We start from the raw sequence: 18,935 nt of genomic DNA, 5'->3' as shown, positions 1-18,935 counted from the left end.
TTGCCCTCCTGTCAGTGGTGGGATTCCCAGCGCCACGCGTCGGCGACGATGGACTCGAGCGACGGCCGCTTCGGGGTCCAGCCCAACACGTGGGCGGCGCGGCGGGCGTCGGCCACGAGCACGGGCGGGTCGCCGGCGCGGCGCCCCTCCTCCATCACCGTGGCCTTCAGGCCGGTGACCCGTTCGGCCGTGGCAATCACCTCGCGCACCGAGTAGCCGTGGCCCACGCCCAGGTTCAGCGACGTCGTCTCCCCTCCCCCGGCCAGGGCTCGGACGGCCAGGACGTGGGCCTCGGCCAGGTCGCTCACGTGAATGTAGTCGCGGATGCAGCTTCCGTCGGGCGTGGGGTAGTCGGTGCCGAAGACCTTGATGCACGGCCTCTTGCCCTTGAGGTGCTGGAGGACGATGGGAATGAGATGCGTCTCGGGGTGGTGCCGCTCGCCGGCGCGGCCGGCCGGGTCGGCCCCTGCGGCATTGAAGTAGCGGAGCGACACCGACCGGATGCCATAGGCCACGCCGAAGTCGGCGAGCACCCGCTCGAAGGCGCCCTTCGTGAAGCCATAGGGGCTGATCGGCCGCTGCGGGTGGTCCTCGGGGATCGGGGTCGTCTCCGGCGGGCCATAGACGGCGGCCGACGAGGAGAAGACGAATGCCCTCACGCCCGCCCTGCGCGCGGCGGCGAGCAGGTTCAGGCCGCCCGTGATGTTCGCGGCGTAGCATTTCGCAGGGTCGGCGAACGAGTCGGGCACATTGGCCAGGCCGGCGAAGTGCAGGATGGCCTCGAAGGGGCCGCGGGCGAACGCCCGCGCCACGTCGCCCTCGCTGCGGATGTCGCCCTCCACCGTCTCGGCGCCCGGCGCGACGGCGTCGCGGTGGCCCGCCTCGAAGTTGTCGAGCACCACGGGCGCGAAGCCCGCCTCGAGCAGGGCCAGCACCGTGTGGCTGCCCACATAGCCGCCGCCCCCGGTCACGAGCACTTTGCCCACGGCCACCGTCGCACGCTCCTCTCGTTCACAGGCGCTCGCGCGCCGCCTTCAGTTCCGCCAGCAGGCGATACGGGATGTGCAGGCCCGCCGGGCCGCGGCCGAGCTGGATGTCGGGCTTTTTCGCCCCGTGGTAGTCGGTGCCGCCCGTGACGAGCAGGCGGTGCCGCCGGGCCAGGGTGAGGCAGGCCGAGATCTGCCCGGGGCTGTAGCCGTGATAATAGGCTTCCACGCCGCGAAGGCCCGCCGCGACCAGGCGCTCGACAAGGGCCTCGACCTCTTCCTCGGTTCTCGCGCCCATCGCCTGGGGATGGGCGAGGACTGGGACGGCCCGCGCGCCCAGGATCGCCTGGATGGCCGCCTCGGGCGAGGGCCGCACGCGGTCCACGTAGGCTGCGGCGCCCTTGGCCAGGTAGCGGTCGAAGGCCTCCTGCACGCTGGCCACGTAGCGCTTGCGGACCATGAGCGCGGCCATGTGGGGACGCCCGACCACGCCGCCGCCCGCCTCGGCCGCCAGCTCCGCCTCGTCAATCGGGCAGCCCAGCTCGGCCAGCCGCTGGAGAATCAGCGGGTTGCGCTCGCCGCGGTGCTCGCGCAGGCCGGCGAGGATGTTGTCGAGGGCAGCCGCGCCCGGCTCGGGGTAATAGCCGAGAATGTGCACGGTGAGCCCGGGGTATTCGACGCTCACCTCGACGCCGGGCACGACTTCGAGCCCCACCTCGGCCCCGCGCGCCAGGGCCTCGGCGTTGCCGGCCGTGGTGTCGTGGTCGGTGATCGCGATGGCGACGAGGCCCAGGCGCTTCGCCGCGTCCACGCAGCCGCTCGGGCTCACGTCGCCGTCGCTGGCGGTCGTGTGCACGTGCAGGTCAATCGGACGGTTCTCTTCTTCCCAGGTGAGGTTCACGCGGCCCTCGTCATGTTTCGCTTGGGCGCATTCGGGCGCCGAGGCTGGCCATCAGGTCCACGAAGTTGGGGAACGTCACGGCGGCGGCCTCGGCCGTGGTCACCTCGGTGCGGCCCGACGCAGCCAGGCCCGCGACGGCGAGGGCCATGACCACGCGGTGGTCGTCGTGGCCGTCCACCACGGCGCCGCGCAGCCCTTTGCCCTGGATCACCAGGCCGTCGGGCAGTTCGGTCACGCGGGCGCCCATCTTGGAGAGTTCCTGGGCCATCACGGCCAGGCGGTCGGTCTCTTTGATGCGCGCCTGCGGCACGTTCACCAGGCGGGTCTCGCCCGAGGCGAAGCAGGCGGCCACGGCCATCGCGGGCAGCGCGTCGGGCGTAGCGTTGAGGTCGAACTCGCCGCCGCGCAGGTCGCCGCCGCGGAGGCGAAGGCCGTCGGGCAGCCACTCGACGCGTGCGCCCATCGCAGCCAGGTGGTCCACCACGGCCTTGTCGCCCTGGGTGTCGGCGCGGTCGAGGCCGAGCAGCGTGACCTCGGAGCCGGTGATGGCCGCAGCGCACAGGAAGAAGGTCGCCGACGAGAAGTCGGCGGGCACGGCGCGGTCGAACGCCTGGTAGCGCTGGCCGCCGGGCAGGCGGAACTGGCGGAAGCCGTCGCGCTCGTAGCGGATGCCCTGCCCGTCGAGCCAGGCGAGCGTCATCTCCACGTAGGGCTGCTCGTGCAGCAGCGGCACGTCAATCGTCGAGTCGCCCTCGGCCAGCGGGCAGTTGATGAGCAGGCTGGTGAGGTACTGCGATGTGGGGCACTCGATGCTCGCGCGCCCGCCGCGCAGCGGCCCGCGGACGACGATGGGCGCCCGCCCGTCGCCGCGGGTGGAGAAGGCTTCGGCGCCCAGGGCGCGCAGCGCGTCCAGCAGCGCCCCGGCTGGGCGGCGGCGCGTCTGGTCGTCGCCCGTGAACACGCTCCAGCCGCGCCCGAGGGCGGCCGTGCCCAGGGTCACGTAAAGCGTCGTGCCCGAGTTGCCCACGTCGAGCACATTGTCAGGGGGCGCCAGCTTCCCCCCCGTGCCCGTCACCTCCCAGTTCGTAGTGCGGGCTTCAGCCCGGAGCTCCGCTCCCAGGCCGCGGCACACCCTCACGCACGCCAGCGTGTCGAGCGACTCGAGCGGCTGGCGGATGGTGGAGGTCCCCTCGGCCAGCGAGGCGATGACCACGGCGCGGATGGTGTGCGACTTCGACCCCGGGATGCGCACGCTGCCCCCCAGGGCCGAACGCTCGACGACAAGCCTCACAGCCGCCTCCGAAACACGGCTCGCTTCGACCACCGGTCATGCGCAGCCGGCCGCTCCATTTTCCTTGGGCTCGGCACAGCACAGATTCTACCGCTTTTGGGCTCCTGACGCAACGGCAGGGGCCCGTGTGGATGCGGGCCGGAATCGCAGGCGGCTGCGGGAGTTCCGAAGGAGCGAAATGGGATAGCCCAGGGCAACGCCCTGGGAACCAGACCGCCCCTGCGGTAGCCCTGAAAGGGCGGGAAGCCTCTATCTCGCCCTTTCAGGGCTGGACCCGTGAGTCCCGTGGAACCCGGAGCGTTGCCCTGATCTTCGCCCGCATCTTGCGGGAGCTGGGGTTCAGCCCCCGAATGGGGGCGTTTGAGCCGCAGCCCAGGGCGACCGCGTTCGCGGGCTGCTGGCACACATGATGTGGGCGAAGATCACGGCGTCGCCTGGGCTATCCCATGTGAGCCCTTCAGGCTCCAGAGAGAATAACCCTGCCGGCAATCCCGGCCCGCACCCGGCCCGTGTTCGGGCGGCCGTTTCCCTTTGCCCGCCAATCTGGTAGAATAGGCGGCGTTGAACCTATCAGGAGAGCGCCGCCTATGACCCAGCTTCAGCTTGCCCGCGCGGGCAAGATCACCGATGAGATGCGACAAGCTGCCGCCGCCGACCGGATGGAGCCCGATCGCCTCCGCCAGCTCGTGGCCGAAGGCAAGGCGGCGCTGCCCGCCAACCACGGCCGCCACCGCCGGGTGCCCTGCCCTGTGGGCCTGGGCCTGCGCACAAAGGTCAACGCCAATATCGGCACCTCCGCCGATTACCCCGACCCCGCCAAGGAGCTCGACAAGCTGGCCGCCGCTGAGGAGGCGGGCGCCGACATGGTCATGGACCTCAGCACGGGCGGCGACCTGGTGGCCATCCGCCAGGCCGTGCTCGACCGCGCCGCCGTGCCCGTCGGCACCGTGCCGATCTACGACGCGGCTGTCCAGGCCGTGCAGGGCGAGGGCTCGATCCGCGCGATGACGGCCGACGGCATTCTCGCCACCGTGCGCGCCCACGCCCGGCAGGGGGTGGACTTCGTGACGGTGCATTGCGGCGTGACCCGCGAGGTGGTGGCGACGCTCCAACGCAGCGAGCGCCTGTGCGGCATGGTGTCGCGCGGCGGCACCATCCTCGCCCACTGGATGCTGGCGCACCGGCAGGAGAATCCCCTCTTCGAGCGCTTCGACGAGGTGATCGCCGTCGCGCAGGAGCACGACGTGACGCTGAGCCTGGGCGACGGCATGCGCCCGGGCGCCATCGCCGACGCCTTCGACGCCGCCCAGGTGCACGAGCTGATGGTGCTGGCCGAGCTGGCCGACCGCGCCCGCGCGGCCGGCGTGCAGGTGATGATCGAGGGGCCGGGCCACGTGCCGCTGCACCAGATCGAAGCCCAGGTGCGCCTCCAGAAGGACCTGTGCAAGGGCGCGCCCTTCTATGTGCTCGGGCCACTCGTCACCGATATCGCCCCGGGCTACGACCACATCACCTCGGCCATCGGCGGCGCGATTGCGGCCGCCGCGGGGGCCGATTTCCTGTGCTACGTCACCCCCGCCGAGCACCTGGGCCTGCCCAACGCCGACCAGGTGCGCCAGGGCGTGATCGCCGCGCGCATCGCCGCGCACGCCGCCGACATCGCCAAGGGCATCCCCGGCGCGATGGAGCGCGACCGCGAGATGTCGGCCCGCCGCCGGCGCCGCGACTGGAAGGGCCAGCTCGAGCTGTGCCTCGACCCGCGCCTCGCCCGCGCGCTGCGCAACGGGGCCAAGCCCGCCGACGACGAGACCTGCTCGATGTGCGGCAAGTTCTGCGTCTTCAAGATCGCCGACGAGGCGCCCGAGGCCCCCGCATCGAACCCGCGCCGCGCGACTTGACTCGAACGCGTTTCCTGCTAGGATTGTCCCGGTGATGAGGCGAGAGCAGGCCGCGGCCGACGGATGCCCACGGCGGCGGCCCGCCTGGCCGGGCTGTCTCTTGTCGGGGAGTCCCTATGGCTGATAGCGGTCAACGCCCGCCCGTATCGCCTCAACGGCTCCGCCGGGGGATCATGGAGAGCGTGGGCGCCGCGTTCTCGACCGTGTGGTCGGCGGGCATGGAGGGGCAGCGCGGCGCGCTCGAGCGCCTGGGCGCCGGCGTGCTCTCGATCACCGAGGCGGTGGGGCACGACACGCTGTTGTTCCTCCGCAGCGTGGCCTGGGCCCGCAGCATCCCGCGCAAGGGGCGCGAGATCCTGCGCCAGATGTTCCTGTGCGGCGTGATGAGCTTCCCCGTGGTGGTGCTCGTGGCGATCTTCGCGGGCGCCGTGCTCGCGCTCCAGGCCGGCCTCACCATCCGCCCCTACGGCATCGCCTCCAAGATCGGGGCCATCGTGGCCGCCTCGATGACCCGCGAGATGGGCCCCATCATGGCCGCCCTCATCCTGGCCGGCCGCGTGGGCTCCTCCATGGCCGCCGAACTGGGCACCATGCGCGTCTCCGAGGAGATTGACGCCCTCGAAGCGATGTCCATAGACCCCGTGCGGTTCCTCGTCATGCCGCGGATCGTGGCCATGTTCGTCATGGCCCCCGTGCTCACGGTGTTCGCCGACCTGATCGGGGTGCTGGGCGGCGCCGTGGTGGCCTACTACCAGGTGGGGGTGACGTACCACTCCTACTTCGCCGAGGCGGAGAACGTGCTGGTGCTCACCGACCTCAACAGCAGCGTGCTCAAGGCCATGGTCTTCGGCATCCTGATCGCGCTCGTGGGCTGCGGGCGCGGGCTGCGCGCACAGTCGAGCGCCGAAGGCGTGGGCAAGGCGACCAAGGACTCGGTGGTCGCCTCGTTCATCCTGATCATCATCTTCAACTACCTCATCACGAGCATCGTGAGAGAGTTCTACTAGACCGATGATAGAACTGGTGGACGTCTACAAGGCTTTCGGCCCGAAGCAGGTGCTCAACGGCTTCAGCCTGCGCGTCGAGCGGGGCGAGACCTTCGTGATCATCGGCCGCAACGGCATCGGCAAGACGGTGACCTTCAAGCACATCATGGGCCTGATGAAGCCCGACCGCGGCCGCGTGATAGTCGAGGGGGTGGACATCACGGGGCTGAGCAACCACGAGCTCATCGCCGTGCGCGACAAGTTCGGCATGGTCTTCCAGGGCTGCGCCCTGCTCAACTGGCTCACCGTGGCCGAAAACGTCGCCCTCCCCCTCCGCGAGCGCACCAACCTGTCGAAGCGGCAGATCCAGGACAAGGTGATGGAGAAGCTCACGCTCATGGGCCTCCAGAACGCCGGCCACCTGTTCCCCGCCGAGTGCAGCGGCGGCATGAAGAAGCGGGCGGCCGTGGCCCGCGCCATCGTGCGCGACCCGCAGATCATCCTCTACGACGAGCCCACGGCCGGCCTCGACCCCATCATGGCCAGCGTGGTGAACGACCTCATCATCGAGCTCCGCCAGAAGCTCCAGATCACCGCCATGGTCGTCACCCACGACATGGCCAGCGCCTATCGGATCGCGGACCGCATCGGCATGCTCTCCGGCGGCAAGATCATCGAGATCGGCACCCCCGACCAGATACGCACCTCCCAGAACCCCATCGTCCGCCAGTTCATCGAAGGCCGCGTCGCCGAGCCAACCATCGCCGAGCGACCGGCCTGAGCAGCCGGGCACGGTGGAAAGGAACTGATGAGCACCCAGTGGCATCCCTTTGAGCGCGCACTGATGGTGTCTCGGGTCGAGGCTGAGATCGAGCTGAGAGGCATAGCCGGAGTGCCGTGGGCTGACTTTCTGCTGAATCCCCGGCGCCTTCGTGGAAGCGACTTCCTGATGGGATGGTCGCAAGGGGTGTGGAGCGAAGAACGGATCGTGCAAGCCGTCAACGCCACCGGCTCGTACTTTGCGTTGCCGTACGGGCTGAGCGCGGTCGCGCCCGACCGCGACGTACGGGAGTTCGAACTCTACTTTGAGCGCTTGGACAGGGCGGGATTACGCGACTTGAAGCGACCAGATATCCTGATCTTCACAGAAGCGCGCGCTGAACGGGTACGGAGCGTGGTGAAGGAGATCGGGGGCGAGCCTGAGTTGCCCTTCACTCCTGAGGATGATGAGAGGATGGCGTTCCTTCTCTCGGAGGCCATCCTCGCCGTCGAGTGTGAGAACAGTCTGTGGCGGGCCAAGGCTATGCCCGACTACGGGCGCCCGCTCAGACCTGTGAAGAGGCTTGGGGGCAAGCTGGGGCTGCCCAAGGCGGCGGTGGTGCCCACGATCATCATCAAGGATGAAGACAGGGCGCCGCTGCGCCTCTGGCAGGTGCAACGCAAGGTGCCGCTGCACGTCTGGCACGTCTTCTACGTTGCGGCGTTCGGTCTTGCCCTGGACAAGGCAGAGGAGTTGATACGCGACGGACTCATTCAGGCGCGCGAACAGGTCTTCCAGGCACCGGGTGGAGCGACCACCAGGAAGGTCATCTACAGCTTCTACTATCACTACGCATATCTGCTGGGCGATTGTGAAGAGGAACCGCGATTGGCCGCCGCCCACATCGAGGACAAGAACGGGCACATCCTGCCCTATGTGCGCTTCGAGGGCGGGCGTCTCGCTCTGCGGCCTGAGGCGATGGCGGCTCTGGAAGAGGCCGCCATGCGCAAGCAGGGGTGACCAATGGCCTCCGTTAGCCAAGTGTTGCCGCGGGCAGGTCATCAGAGAGAGGCGTTGCGCGTAAGGGGGCAGTTCTGGACTCCCCAGTGGGTGGCGGAGGCGATGGTTGCCTACGTCCTGCGCGGCGGAGCGACCGAGGTCTTCGACCCCGCCGTGGGAGCCGGCGCGTTTTTCCGGGCAGCCACGACCGTGGCGCGTTCGTTGGGCATTCGCGTCGGCCTGTCAGGAACCGAAGTGGACCCGGTCACTCTCGCGCAAGCCCGTGAGGCAGGGCTCTCCGAAACGGATCTCGCGAGGGTGCGTGTGGCAGACTTCCTGCTGGATCCGCCTCCTCACCCTCTGGCCGCCGTTGTGGCGAATCCGCCGTACATCCGCCACCATCGCCTGTCACCGAGCATGAAGGCATGGGTCAGGTGGTTTGGGGGTTCGCTGATCGGGCACCCGCTGGATGGCAGGGCGGGTTTGCACATCTATTTCCTGCTGCGCGCCCTCCAGCTTCTGGCGCCCGACGGCCGCTTGGCCTTCATTCTGCCGGCCGACACTTGTGAGGGCGTCTTTGCAGATGACCTGTGGCGATGGGTCGCGTCTCGCTATCGCATTGATGCCGTCGTCACGTTCGCGCCCGCCGCATCACCGTTCCCCGGCGTGGACACGAACCCGATCATCTTCTTCATCAGGAACACCAGGCCAAAGGATGAGCTCGAGTGGGTGAGATGCTCTGAGCCGGGAACCCCTGACCTGAGAGATTGGGTGCTCTCTGGCATGGCGGGCAAGGCATTCCCAACGCTCACCAACATGCCGCGCCGCCTCGATGAAGCGCTGGGGACAGGGTTCTCCCGGCCGCCACGAGTCTCATCTTGCGGCCAGCCTGTCCTGGGTGACTTCGCGACCGTCATGCGGGGCATTGTGACCGGGGCGAACGAGTTCTTCTTCCTTACCGTGCAGGAGGCAGCCGACTTGGGCTTGCCTGCCGGTCTCCTGGTGCCCGCCATCGGCAGGACCCGCGACGTGCCCGGCAGCGAGGTGACGCCCGAACTCATGGCCAGCCTCTCCGCTGCCGGCAAACCGACCCTCCTGTTCGCCCCGGACGGCAGGGACAAGGAGGACTTCCCCCCGCAGGTTCGCGCATACCTCGCCAAGGGTGAGGAGGCCGGCCTGCCACAGCGTGCCATCATGCGAGCCCGTTGGCCTTGGTACCGAATGGAGACGCGAGAGATCCCGCCTTTCCTGTTCGCCTATCTCGGCCGGCGCAATGCCCGCTTCATCCGCAACCTGGCCGGGGTGGTGCCCCTCACCTGTTTTCTCTGCGTGTACCCGCGCCGCAGCGACCTGCTGTTCGCCGAGGAGCTCTGGCAGGTCCTCAGCCATCCGCTCACGGTGGCCAATCTCTCGGTCGTTGGCAAGTCATACGGCTCCGGGTGCATCAAGGTCGAACCCCGCTCGCTAGAGCGGTTGCCTCTGCCCCAGCCGGTCCTTGACGAGACAGGGCTTGCCCCGCAAACACGGGGCACTCAGCTCCGACTGCCTCTTTGAGCGGCCCTCACTGTGCATCGCGCCCCAATACGTCCCCTGTGGTTGCTGACCTTCGCAGCCGCTCTGCCGCTTGCCCGGCTGGCCGCATCGCAGGAGATCGTGCGGCAGGATTGGTATTTCCGCGAATCTCTGGCCGCCATCGCCGACTGGGAGGACCTGCTCGCCGAGTGGGAGAAGGCCACGCCCGAACCAGACCGCACGCCCGTGCTCCCCGTGTCGGCCAGCGGCGAGGTCGTCGAGTGGCCCAACCCCATCCCGCGCATGCTCCTGCCCAACGACGATGCGAAGGCGCGGGTGCGCGTCCGTTTCGCCGATGGCACGATGCAGGTCGAGCGCGTGGCACCCGATGGTAAGGCCGAGCGCCAGGCCGCAAAGCCCGGCGAAGCCGTCGTCGGCTACAAGCACCCCGGCGGCGGGGGGAAGAGCTACTGGTATCACAGCTATGTCCGCCGCTTCGACCGGCTTCTCTCCTTCCGCCCCAAGCCAGCCGCCTTCGCCCTCGAACTCAATGCCCCGCTCGACATGAAGCGTGGGTCAAACGATGTCGGTCTCTCGCTGCGCAATGCCAGCGACAAGCCTCTTGCGCTCAAGCTCTCGCTGCGCTTCCTTGCGCCCGGCGCCGAGGCGAAGGTCCTGAGTTCGCGGGATGTGGACGTCCCGCCCACAACAACAAAGGCCGCCCGGCTCGGCGTGGAGCTGCCCGGCGCGGGCGGCGGGCTGCTGCTCCTCACCATCGCGGCCGGCGCGGAGGCCTATTGGCTGCCCCTCTTCACCTATGTCGAGCCAGAGGGGTTTGAGCAGGCGAGCGCGGAGCGCGACGCTCGGCTCCTTCGCGAGGTGACCTTCGAATCGTTGCTGTTTGTGAAGCGCAAGCCCTACACGAGTGAGCAGCCGTTCATGGACGCCCACCACTGCCACAACCCGCCCGGCGGCGGCATCTACCGCCTCAGCCCCGTGCGGCCCGACGGCAAGGTGACGCCCGTCGTGAACTCCCTCGGCGACGGCATCTATCGCGATCTGTGCCTGCATTGGGACGCGAAGAAGCTGCTCTTCGCCTTCGGCAACGGGGTCGAGCGCGCCCACGCCCCCGTCGTGCCCGGCCAGAGCTATCACATCTACGAGGTCAACGTGGACGGCACCGGCCTCCGCCAGGTCACGTTCGGGCCGAAGAACGACTGCGAGCCGTTCTACCTGCCCGACGGGCGGATCGGCTTCACCTCCGACCGCTCCGAGCACTACGTGATGTGCGGCAGCAACATCCACGCGCCCAACCTCTTCGCCGTGAACCCCGACGGCTCGGGGCTGACCCAGCTCAGCCACAACGTGTTCAACGACTTCAACCCCTCGATCCTGCCCGACGGGCGGATCATCTACGACCGCTGGGAGTACAACGAGCGCTCGGTGACGAGCCTGCACGACCTGTTCACCATGCGGCCCGACGGCTCGATGGTCGCTCCCTACTACGGCAATGCCACGATCCGCCCCAACGTCATCATGTTCCCGCGAGCCGTCCCCGGCAGCACCAAGGTCACGGCCCTCTTCACCGGCCACCACGGCCAGACCCACGGCCCCATCGGCCTCCTTGACGTGCGGAAGGGCGCCGACGGCGATGAACCCATCACCATCCTCACCCCCGGCGTGCCGACCATCGGCGAGAAGATCCAGGACAGCCGCCGCGGCTGGCACTCCGACCCCTGGCCGCTCTCAGAAGACATCTATCTTTGCTCGTACACACCCACCGTCCAGCCCTGGCTCGAACGAAGCTGGGCGCTCTACGTGGGCGACCGCGGCGGAAAGCTGGCCCTCCTCTACCGCGACCCCGCCATCTCCTGCGCCGAGCCCGTGCCTCTCGTCGCCCGCCCGCGGCCCCATCGGCTGCCTCCGGTGGAGTCTGTGGGCGGGGCCTTCGCGCCCCGCGCGGCTCAATCGTCGGCGGCCCAGGCCGAGTCGGACGCAACGCTCGTGCTGATGGACGCCTACGAGGGGCTGCCCGGCGTGCCGCGCGGCGAGGCGAAGTTCCTGCGAATCCTCGAGGACGTGCCGCGCAAAGGCGTCCACGAGGGCGGCGTCATCTGCACCTCTGGAACCCCCATCTACACCGTCAAGCGCATCTTCGGCACCGTGCCCATCGAGGCCGACGGCTCGGCCCACTTCGCCGTGCCCGCCGACAGGAACGTCTACTTCGAGGTCCTCGACGCGCGACACCGCGAGATACAGCGCATGCGGAGCGTCGTGTGCCTCAAGCCTGGCGAGCGCCGCACCTGCATCGGCTGCCACGAGCCGCGCACCGCCGCCCCGCCGAACCGCCTGGCCTCCGCCACCTGGCGTGAGCCGAGCCGGCCGGCGCCTCTGCCGTGGGGCGACAAGGTCTTCTCCTTCCTCCGCGACGTGCAGCCCCTCCTCAACGCCAAGTGCATCCAGTGCCACACCCACGACCGCGCGGCTAACGCCGTCATCCTCACCGACGACCTCACCGACCAGTTCACCGTCGGCTACCAGGAGCTTCTCCCCTACCTGAGCGTGGCCAACGCCATGCGTTGGGACCACCCCGACGACGTGTATCCCCGCCCGCCCTACACCTATGGCTCGAAGGTCTCGCGCCTCACGCAGATTCTCGAGGCAGGGCACCATAACGTGAAGCTCCGCGACGACGACTGGCAGCGCCTCTTCGCCTGGATTGACGCCAACGCCGTCTACTACGACCGCTACGAAACGCCCCATTGGCCCAACCGCAGCATCTTCAGCGGGGCGCAGCGCAAGGCGCTCGACGAGGTCCACGCCCGCCGCTGCGCCACCTGCCACGGCACTGCGGGCGGGGCCTCCGCGCCCCGCGACACCTGGTGGCTCAGCCTCAATCGCCGCGACCCCAAGCTCAGCCGCATGCTCATGGCCCCCCTGGCCCGAGCCGCCGGCGGCTGGCAGCGGTGCAGGGAAACAGTGTTTGCCAATGCCGACGACGCCGACTACAAGGCCATGCTCGCCGCGCTCACCTCGCTTCGTGCCGCCCTGGCCGAGCGGCCCCGCGAAGACCTCCTCTCCGTCCAGGGCACCGAGGCCGAGCGCCAACAGGTCGCCTTTCCCCCGCCTCCACCGCCAGGCCCAAGGAAGCTCCCCGCCCCGCCCGAGGGCGAAGGCGTCTATCTCAGCGACCTCCCCTGGGAGAAGGCATCGGCTGGCTGGACCGCCAACAAGGATGGCCTGCCCCGCCGCGACAAGGACGCGGAGGACAAGCCCCTTCGCCTGGGCGGCGGCAAAGCTTATCGCAAGGGCATCGGCACCCACGCCCCCTCCGAGATCGTCTACAAGCTCGACGGCGCCTACGCCCGTTTCCTCGCCGACGTTGGCGGGGCCGAGGAGAGGGGCACCGTCATCTTCCGCGTCTACGCCGACGAGAAGCTGGTTTTCGAGAGCGGCGTCCTCCACGGCATGCGCGAGGTCAAGGCCATTGACCTCCCCATCGCCGGCGTACGGGTCTTGCGCCTCGTCGTCGCCGACGCCGGCGACGGCATCATCGCCGACATGGCCAACTGGGCCGGGGCGCGGCTACTGCGGGCGGCGCCGCGGTAGGAATCATGTTCGTAGTGCGGCCTTTAGGCCGTATGGGGACGGGCTGAAGCCCGCACTACGAACGCGCGCGGTTCTTTCCCCCGGTGTGGTTTACACGCCCTATCGAATGGACTTCTCGGGCAGGACGGCTTTGACGCCCTCGTCGAGGGGCATGCGGTCGGGGAGCGCGCCGGCGGCAGCCATGAGGCGCTGAAGCTCGGCCTTCAACTCGGCCAGCTTCGGGGCATGGGCGGGGTCGTCAATCAGGTTCTTCGTTTCGAGCGGGTCGGACTTGAGGTGGTACAGTTCGGCCTTGTGGCGGTCGGGGCCGCCGTCGCCGTGGGGATAGTGGATGTACTTCCACTGGTCGGTGCGCACACCGCGGACGTTCGGCGTGTAGGGGAACTGCTTCTCGTAGTCGTAGGCGTAGAACCATGATCTTCGCCATTGCATGTCGTCCTCGCCACCTGCCAGCCTCCGCCAGGAGCGACCGTGGACTTTCGGCAGCGGGCGCGCTCCGCAGAAATCGAGGATTGTCGGCGCCAGGTCCACGTTGAGGACCATGCGGCTTTCTACTCCGCCCTGCGGGATGAGTGCGGGATAGCGGGCGAGGAGGGGGATGCGGATGCTGGGCTCGTGCATGGTCCGCTTGTCCATCATCCCGTGCTCGCCGAGGAAGAAGCCGTTGTCGCCGACGAAGAGGATCAGCGTGTTGTCGAGCTGGCCCGATGCCCTGAGGGCCTCGTAGAGGCGGCCAACCGAGTCGTCCACGCTCTGGATCGTGGCGTAGTAGGCACGGCAGAAGGCGGCGAAGGCGGCCACTGATTCGGGACGTCGGTCGGGGAACTCTTTCCTGAAGCCCCAGAGCGGGCCGTAGATGCCGTGCCAGGTGTCGAGCCGCTGGCGAATCCAGTCGGGCTTGCCCTCCAGGGCGAAGGCCGTGGGCGGATACTCGATCTTCACGTCGTCGAAGAGGTGCTCGTACTGCGGCTCGGGCGTGTTGGGCGAGTGGGGGGCCTTGTGGCCGAGCATGAGCAGGAACGGCCTGTCGGGGCGCTGCTGGCCGAGCCAATCAATGGCCAGGTCGGTCACGCGGGTCGTGTAGTAGCCCTTGAGGACGCCGCGGGTGCCGTTGATGTTGAACTCGGTGTCGTAGTATTTCGCCTGGCCTTTGTGGGAGGCCCAGAAGTCGAAGCCCGGGCGGCGTTCGTCGCTCTCCTCGTTCATGTGCCACTTGCCGATGTAGGCGGTGGCGTAGCCTGCGGCCTGGAGCTGGCGGGGGAAGCTGGGGAGCTCGTTCGGGTAGTCGGTGAAGTTGTTCGTCACGCCGTGGGCGTGGGCGTAGAGGCCGGAGAGCATCGAGGCGCGGCTCGGCGAGCACAGCGACGTGGTGCAGAAGCAGTTGGCGAACCGTGCGCCCTCGGCGGCCAGGCGGTCGAGGTGGGGGGTCTTCAGGAACGGGTGCCCCGCACAGCCCATCGCATCCCAGCGCATGTCGTCGGTGAGGATGAAGACCACGTTGGGCCGGCGTTCGCTCCGGCTGATCCGTGGCGGTCGCCGACATCCCAGCGCCCCAGCCGTCGCGCCCAGGGCCGCGGCCCTGAGAAACCCGCGTCGCCCCATCATCATGGCCTGCTCCTTTGCGAGTAATGGCCTGATTATAGCCCTTCGCCCAGGCCGCGACAACCGCAGGGCTGGCGGAACCCAAACCAGCGCCCGTCGAGACCAGGAGGCGGAGGTGGACTCTCCTCCGCCATGCGCGCGGCAAGCGAGAGCCGGGCCGCCAAGCCCCGTAAGAGGGGCTTGGCGGCCTGGGGTGCTGTGCGAACTGGCTGGGAGGTGCGGCCTACTTGGGTGCGGGGGCTGGCTCCGCGGGGGCCTCGACCGTGGGAGCTGGCTTCCCCTGAGCGGGCTTGTGGTAGCCGTAGTACCAGATGGCCACGCAGCCGGCCAGCGCGATGAGGATGAGGAGCGGCACGAGCCAGCGGGCCGCGCTCTTCTGGGCGTAGGGGTCCACCAGGCTGCGCTCGGAGCCGGGCGGGAGCTTGGCCACGCTGGTGAGGGCGCCGCCAAAGGGGATGTTGATCTTGACGCGGGCGTTGACGGCCCAACCGTTGGCGTCGAGGATCGGCCCGAGGTTGCGCTGGCGGAGCTTGAGCCAGGCAAGGATGACGGAGGGGCCGGAGATGAGGACCATGATGCCGAGGATGACGAGCGGCATCTGCCAGGCGGCCAGGCTGAGGAAGCCGCTCACGATGGCGGCGAGTGCGGTGCCGATGGCGCCCAAGGCCAGGCCGATGGCGGCGAAGATGCCTGCGAACTTGGCGATGTCGAACGGGGTGGCCGGCGCGGCGGGCTTGGCGGCCTCGACTTTGGTGGCGGCCTCGCCGATGCCGGCGGCGGCCTTGTCGGTGACGGCCTTGTCGCGGGCGGCGGCCATCTTCTCGATCTGCTCGCCGATCATGCGGGCGATGCGCTTGTAGGGCGCCCAGATGGCCTGGCGGATGCTGATCGGCTGCTCGACGACCTTCGTGATCGTGGCGTCCCAGTCCTGCCCCTTCCGGTCGTAGAAGACGCCGTTGCGGCCGACCATGAGGTTGTCAGAGTCGCCGCCCGTGAAGGCGGCGGCGATGGTCATCTTCTCGGTGGTGCCCTTGCGGGTGCAATCGCAGTAGGCCAGGTAGGTCCTGCTCAGGCCGGCCAGGGCCGCGTGCTTGCCCGGGTCGTCCACGCGCACGCACAGCTCGCAGGCCCGCCCGTCGAGGTAGAGCGTGCCGGCCTGGAAGACGGCCTTGCGCTCGCGGGCGTAGAAGTCGGTGAACGCCACGAAGTTGTTGAGGAGCTGGTAAAGGTCGCGGTAGTAGCGTGCGAGGCGCTCGACGGCTGTGATGGCGTTGACCTCGGGTTCGAGGGCCTTGTCTTGCGCGATGAGGGCGGTGAGGGCCTCCTTGCCTTTGCCGGCGAGGAGTTCGCGGACGCGCGGCAGGCCGAGCTTCTCGACGGCGGCCCCTGCCTTGGCGCCGAGCCAGGCCTCGTACGGGGCGAACTTGGCCTTGAGCGCTGCCCACTCCTCTGCGGTGATGCTGGCCTTGTTGGCGCCCAGCAGCGGCGCGACAACCAGGCTGCTCAGCTTGGCCACGGCGCCTGCCCAGGCCGGGTTCACGCCCTCGCCCAGGGGAAGCGGCCTGCCGGCCTCGGCCTTGGCGAGCGGGAAGCTGGCCACCTCGTCGCCCGACGCCGAGAGGTCCTTCGGCGCCAGGGCGGCGAAATCGGCCTCGGCCCGGTTCAGGACTCCGCCGGCCCTCGTGTCGAAGGCCACGAGGCGGCAGCGGGCGAAGTAGTCGTCCACCTTGGCTCGCACGGCCTTGAGGGCATCGAAGGCCGCGGCCGTGGCCTCGCCGAGGGGGAGCACGTCCGACGCCGCCTCCTCCGCCTTCTGCCGCCAGGCCGCATAGGCGGCCAACTCGGCGTAGAACTGGTCCACCTTGGCCTGGTTGACGCCGGGCTTGCCGCTGCGGTCGGTCTCGCCTCCCAGGCACGCGATGATGTCGGCAACGATGGCCTGTGTGGCCGCATCGTCGGCCGCCTCGGGAGGAACCACGCCATCGCCGTTGAACTTCGTCTGCGCGAAGATCTTGGCCGTGTCCATCGTGTCCGCGATGGTGATCGCCTTGGCGTCGCCCTTGCCGAGGTTGGACAGGATGCGCTTGGCCGAGGCCAGCAGTTGCTTGCCCTCGGGCGTCGCGTCGTTGATGGCGGCGAGCGGCAGCGCCTCGCCGCCTTTCACGAGGTCGTCGGGATTCTTGAGATTGGCGCAGGCCCACTTGGCTGCTGCGATGATTTCGGGCACGCGGATGCGCCCGTCGTGGTCCGTGTCAATCAGGTCAAGCGTCCGCGAGTCGAACTCCAGCCCGCGCGTGGGGCAGCTCAGCGCCACCCAGAGCTTCTGGTCCAGCTTGTCCAGGGCGGCGATGTCGGCGCCACGGTCCAGCCTCACCTGGTCGAAGCCCCCGGCCCGGAAGAATCGCCAGACGTGCGACCCACCCGTGCCCTGCCCGGCCACTGCCTGACTCATTCGTTGCCTCCTGAAGCCGTTGGCCAGCGGAAGTGAACAAACGCCCGTGCCGTGTATGCTAGTCAGAACCGTGCCCGCCGTCAAGCGCAATGTCTGCGCGAACGCGGCCCTCCCTGCGCCGGGCCCTCGTGGCCACCACCTCGCCGTTGAAGAGGGCCACGGTGATAGCGCCGTCCCAGCCCGTGACGAGGACCTCGGCTCCGGCCCCTCTGTAGGCGGCGACGATGTCGGGCGGCAGATGATCGGGCCGGATGCTGCAAATGGCGTAGCGGGGCCGCGTGGCTTGGGCAAATGCCTCGGCGGCCGGCGCCCTGCGGCCGTGGTGCGGCACGACCAGCGCATCCGTCCGCGGGTCCACACCGCCGTGGAGGAGCGCGGCCATTCCCACCTGCTGGATGTCGCCGCCGAACAGAACCCGCCGCCCGCCGCGCTCGACGCGGAAGACGAGCGAGTTCTCATTCTGGTCGTCGGGCCTCAGGCGCAACGACCAGTCGCTCGGCCAGAGCACCTCGATCACATTGCCCTCGCCCACCACGAGGCGGTCGCCAGCCGCCACCGACTGATGAGGGATGCCCCGCTCGTCGAGCAGGGCCAGGAGCTGCCGGCCCGCCGCGGCGCGCTCGAGGACAGGGCTGTGAACCACCCGCCCAACGCGAAACCGATCGAGCAGCGACGGAAGACCCGTCACGTGGTCGGCATCCGCATGAGTCACCACCAGGAGGTCTACCGCCCGCACGCGCCAATGCCACAGCGCGGGCGCCACCACCCAGCGCCCGACATCGTTCCGCCCATACGTGCCACAATCGCAGAGCACGGTAGCGCCATCGGGGAAGCGCAGGACGGCGGCCGCGCCGTCCTGGACGTCCAGCACGGTGGCCTCCAGGCCCTTCGGAGGCCGCCCTGAGTCCCCGGCCACGACATACACAAGAACGCCGAGCAGCCACAGCATCGCCGCACGCCGCCCGCTCAGCCCCAGGCGACCGCGCGCAACCACCAGGAGCCCCAGCGCATAGTAGCCAACTATCCACCCAAGGGTCGGCGCGGCGCAGTACACCCATCCAGCCGTCAGCCGCTCCACCCCCATCACGGTCTGCGTCAAGAGCCCCGTAGCCCCGCGCGCCAGGAAGGCTGGCACACAGGCCAGCATCGGCGAACACGCGGCCACGCCCAGGTGCATGAACCCAAACACCGTCAGGAAGCCCGCCACCGGCACCACCAGGAGGTTCACGAGCACCGTGATCGGGCTGAACAGGTGGAAGTAGTAGGCGGTGAGCGGCAGGACGGCCAGCCAGGCGGCGATGGACACGCTTCCCGTCGCCGCGGCCAGTCGGTGCAACCGATGGCGAATCCACGCGAAGGCGCCAACTCCCCTGGGGCCGGCCACCCGCTCGAGCACGCTCTCGCCTGGCCCCAGCATCGCCGCCAGGTCCTCGGATAGCAGCAGAATGCCGAGCACCGCGGCGAAGGAGAGTTGGAACCCCGGCTGAAAGAGGTCGAACGGCCGCGCCGCCAGCAGCACGAGCGCCGCCAGCGCCGCCGCGTGCACGGCGTCCGACTGGCGCCGCCCCATGATGCTCAGCACGTAGGCGCCCGACATCACGGCGGCCCGCACCACCGATGGCGGAGCCCCGGTGACCAGCGCATAGACGCCCACGGCACACAGGACCAGCGCGCCAGCCGCCCGCTGCCCGAGGCCGGCCAACGACGTGAGCGTCCACACCACCCAGGCCACCACGGCCACGTTGAAGCCGCTCACCGCGAGGAGGTGGATCGTGCCCGTGCGCGCGAATGCTTCCGCCAGGTTGTCGTCCACATCGGTCCGGTCGCCCAGCGTCAGAGCACAGAGCAGGGGAGCCGTGTGCTTGTCCGGGGCAAGCGAGGCCTTCAGGGTCTCGCGGAGCCACCCGCGTGCGGCGTGCGTCGCGGCCAGGAGGCCCCT

Annotated in this window: 12 protein-coding genes; 6 read left to right on the top strand and 6 right to left on the bottom strand. The window is 69.1% G+C overall.

The window, feature by feature from the left end:
- Positions 1 to 11: 11 nt before the first annotated feature.
- Genes galE through aroA form a run of 3 tightly spaced genes read right to left on the bottom strand, consistent with a single transcriptional unit; the run spans position 12 to position 3,178 of the window.
- On the bottom strand, positions 12 to 992 hold the full coding sequence (gene galE / locus PLE19_12535) for a UDP-glucose 4-epimerase GalE (protein ID HPD15774.1): 981 nt from the start codon (positions 990 to 992) through the stop codon (positions 12 to 14).
- Between the two features lie 19 nt (positions 993 to 1,011).
- Positions 1,012 to 1,887, bottom strand: coding sequence for a PHP domain-containing protein (locus PLE19_12530; GenBank protein ID HPD15773.1), 876 nt, complete (start codon positions 1,885 to 1,887; stop codon positions 1,012 to 1,014).
- Positions 1,888 to 1,897: 10 nt separating this feature from the next.
- A complete protein-coding gene (aroA, locus tag PLE19_12525) occupies positions 1,898 to 3,178 on the bottom strand; it encodes a 3-phosphoshikimate 1-carboxyvinyltransferase (protein HPD15772.1) in 1,281 nt (426 codons plus the stop codon).
- A gap of 587 nt (positions 3,179 to 3,765) precedes the next feature.
- Between aroA and thiC the strand changes: the two genes are divergently transcribed.
- The 6 genes from thiC (at position 3,766) to PLE19_12495 (ending at position 12,942) form a co-directional block, all read left to right on the top strand.
- Positions 3,766 to 5,076, top strand: a complete 1,311-nt coding sequence (gene thiC / locus PLE19_12520) for a phosphomethylpyrimidine synthase ThiC (GenBank protein ID HPD15771.1) — start codon at positions 3,766 to 3,768, stop codon at positions 5,074 to 5,076.
- A 116-nt stretch (positions 5,077 to 5,192) separates the two neighbouring features.
- Positions 5,193 to 6,083: an ABC transporter permease gene (locus PLE19_12515; protein HPD15770.1), complete on the top strand. Its 891-nt coding sequence runs from the start codon at positions 5,193 to 5,195 to the stop codon at positions 6,081 to 6,083.
- 4 nt (positions 6,084 to 6,087) lie between these two features.
- Complete coding sequence (locus tag PLE19_12510) at positions 6,088 to 6,843, top strand: ABC transporter ATP-binding protein (protein ID HPD15769.1); 756 nt, start codon at positions 6,088 to 6,090, stop codon at positions 6,841 to 6,843.
- Positions 6,844 to 6,870: 27 nt separating this feature from the next.
- The gene (locus PLE19_12505) at positions 6,871 to 7,842 is read left to right on the top strand and encodes an AccI family restriction endonuclease (protein HPD15768.1); all 972 of its coding nucleotides are present in this window, start codon (positions 6,871 to 6,873) and stop codon (positions 7,840 to 7,842) included.
- A gap of 3 nt (positions 7,843 to 7,845) precedes the next feature.
- Complete coding sequence (locus PLE19_12500; GenBank protein HPD15767.1) at positions 7,846 to 9,375, top strand: N-6 DNA methylase; 1,530 nt, start codon at positions 7,846 to 7,848, stop codon at positions 9,373 to 9,375.
- A gap of 99 nt (positions 9,376 to 9,474) precedes the next feature.
- Positions 9,475 to 12,942, top strand: coding sequence for an NPCBM/NEW2 domain-containing protein (locus PLE19_12495; GenBank protein ID HPD15766.1), 3,468 nt, complete (start codon positions 9,475 to 9,477; stop codon positions 12,940 to 12,942).
- A gap of 99 nt (positions 12,943 to 13,041) precedes the next feature.
- On the opposite strand, the gene PLE19_12490 is transcribed toward PLE19_12495, so the two are convergent.
- The 3 genes from PLE19_12490 to PLE19_12480 all read right to left on the bottom strand — a co-directional run.
- Positions 13,042 to 14,550, bottom strand: coding sequence for a sulfatase (locus PLE19_12490; protein ID HPD15765.1), 1,509 nt, complete (start codon positions 14,548 to 14,550; stop codon positions 13,042 to 13,044).
- Positions 14,551 to 14,767: 217 nt separating this feature from the next.
- Positions 14,768 to 16,996: a hypothetical protein gene (locus PLE19_12485; protein HPD15764.1), complete on the bottom strand. Its 2,229-nt coding sequence runs from the start codon at positions 16,994 to 16,996 to the stop codon at positions 14,768 to 14,770.
- 58 nt (positions 16,997 to 17,054) lie between these two features.
- The coding region (locus tag PLE19_12480; protein ID HPD15763.1) for a ComEC/Rec2 family competence protein at positions 17,055 to 18,935 on the bottom strand (1,881 nt) is incomplete at its 5' end.

Source organism: Planctomycetota bacterium, assembly GCA_035384565.1.
Taxonomy (GTDB): domain Bacteria; phylum Planctomycetota; class PUPC01; order DSUN01; family DSUN01; genus DAOOIT01.
This window is presented reverse-complemented; position numbering and strand designations above follow the sequence as displayed.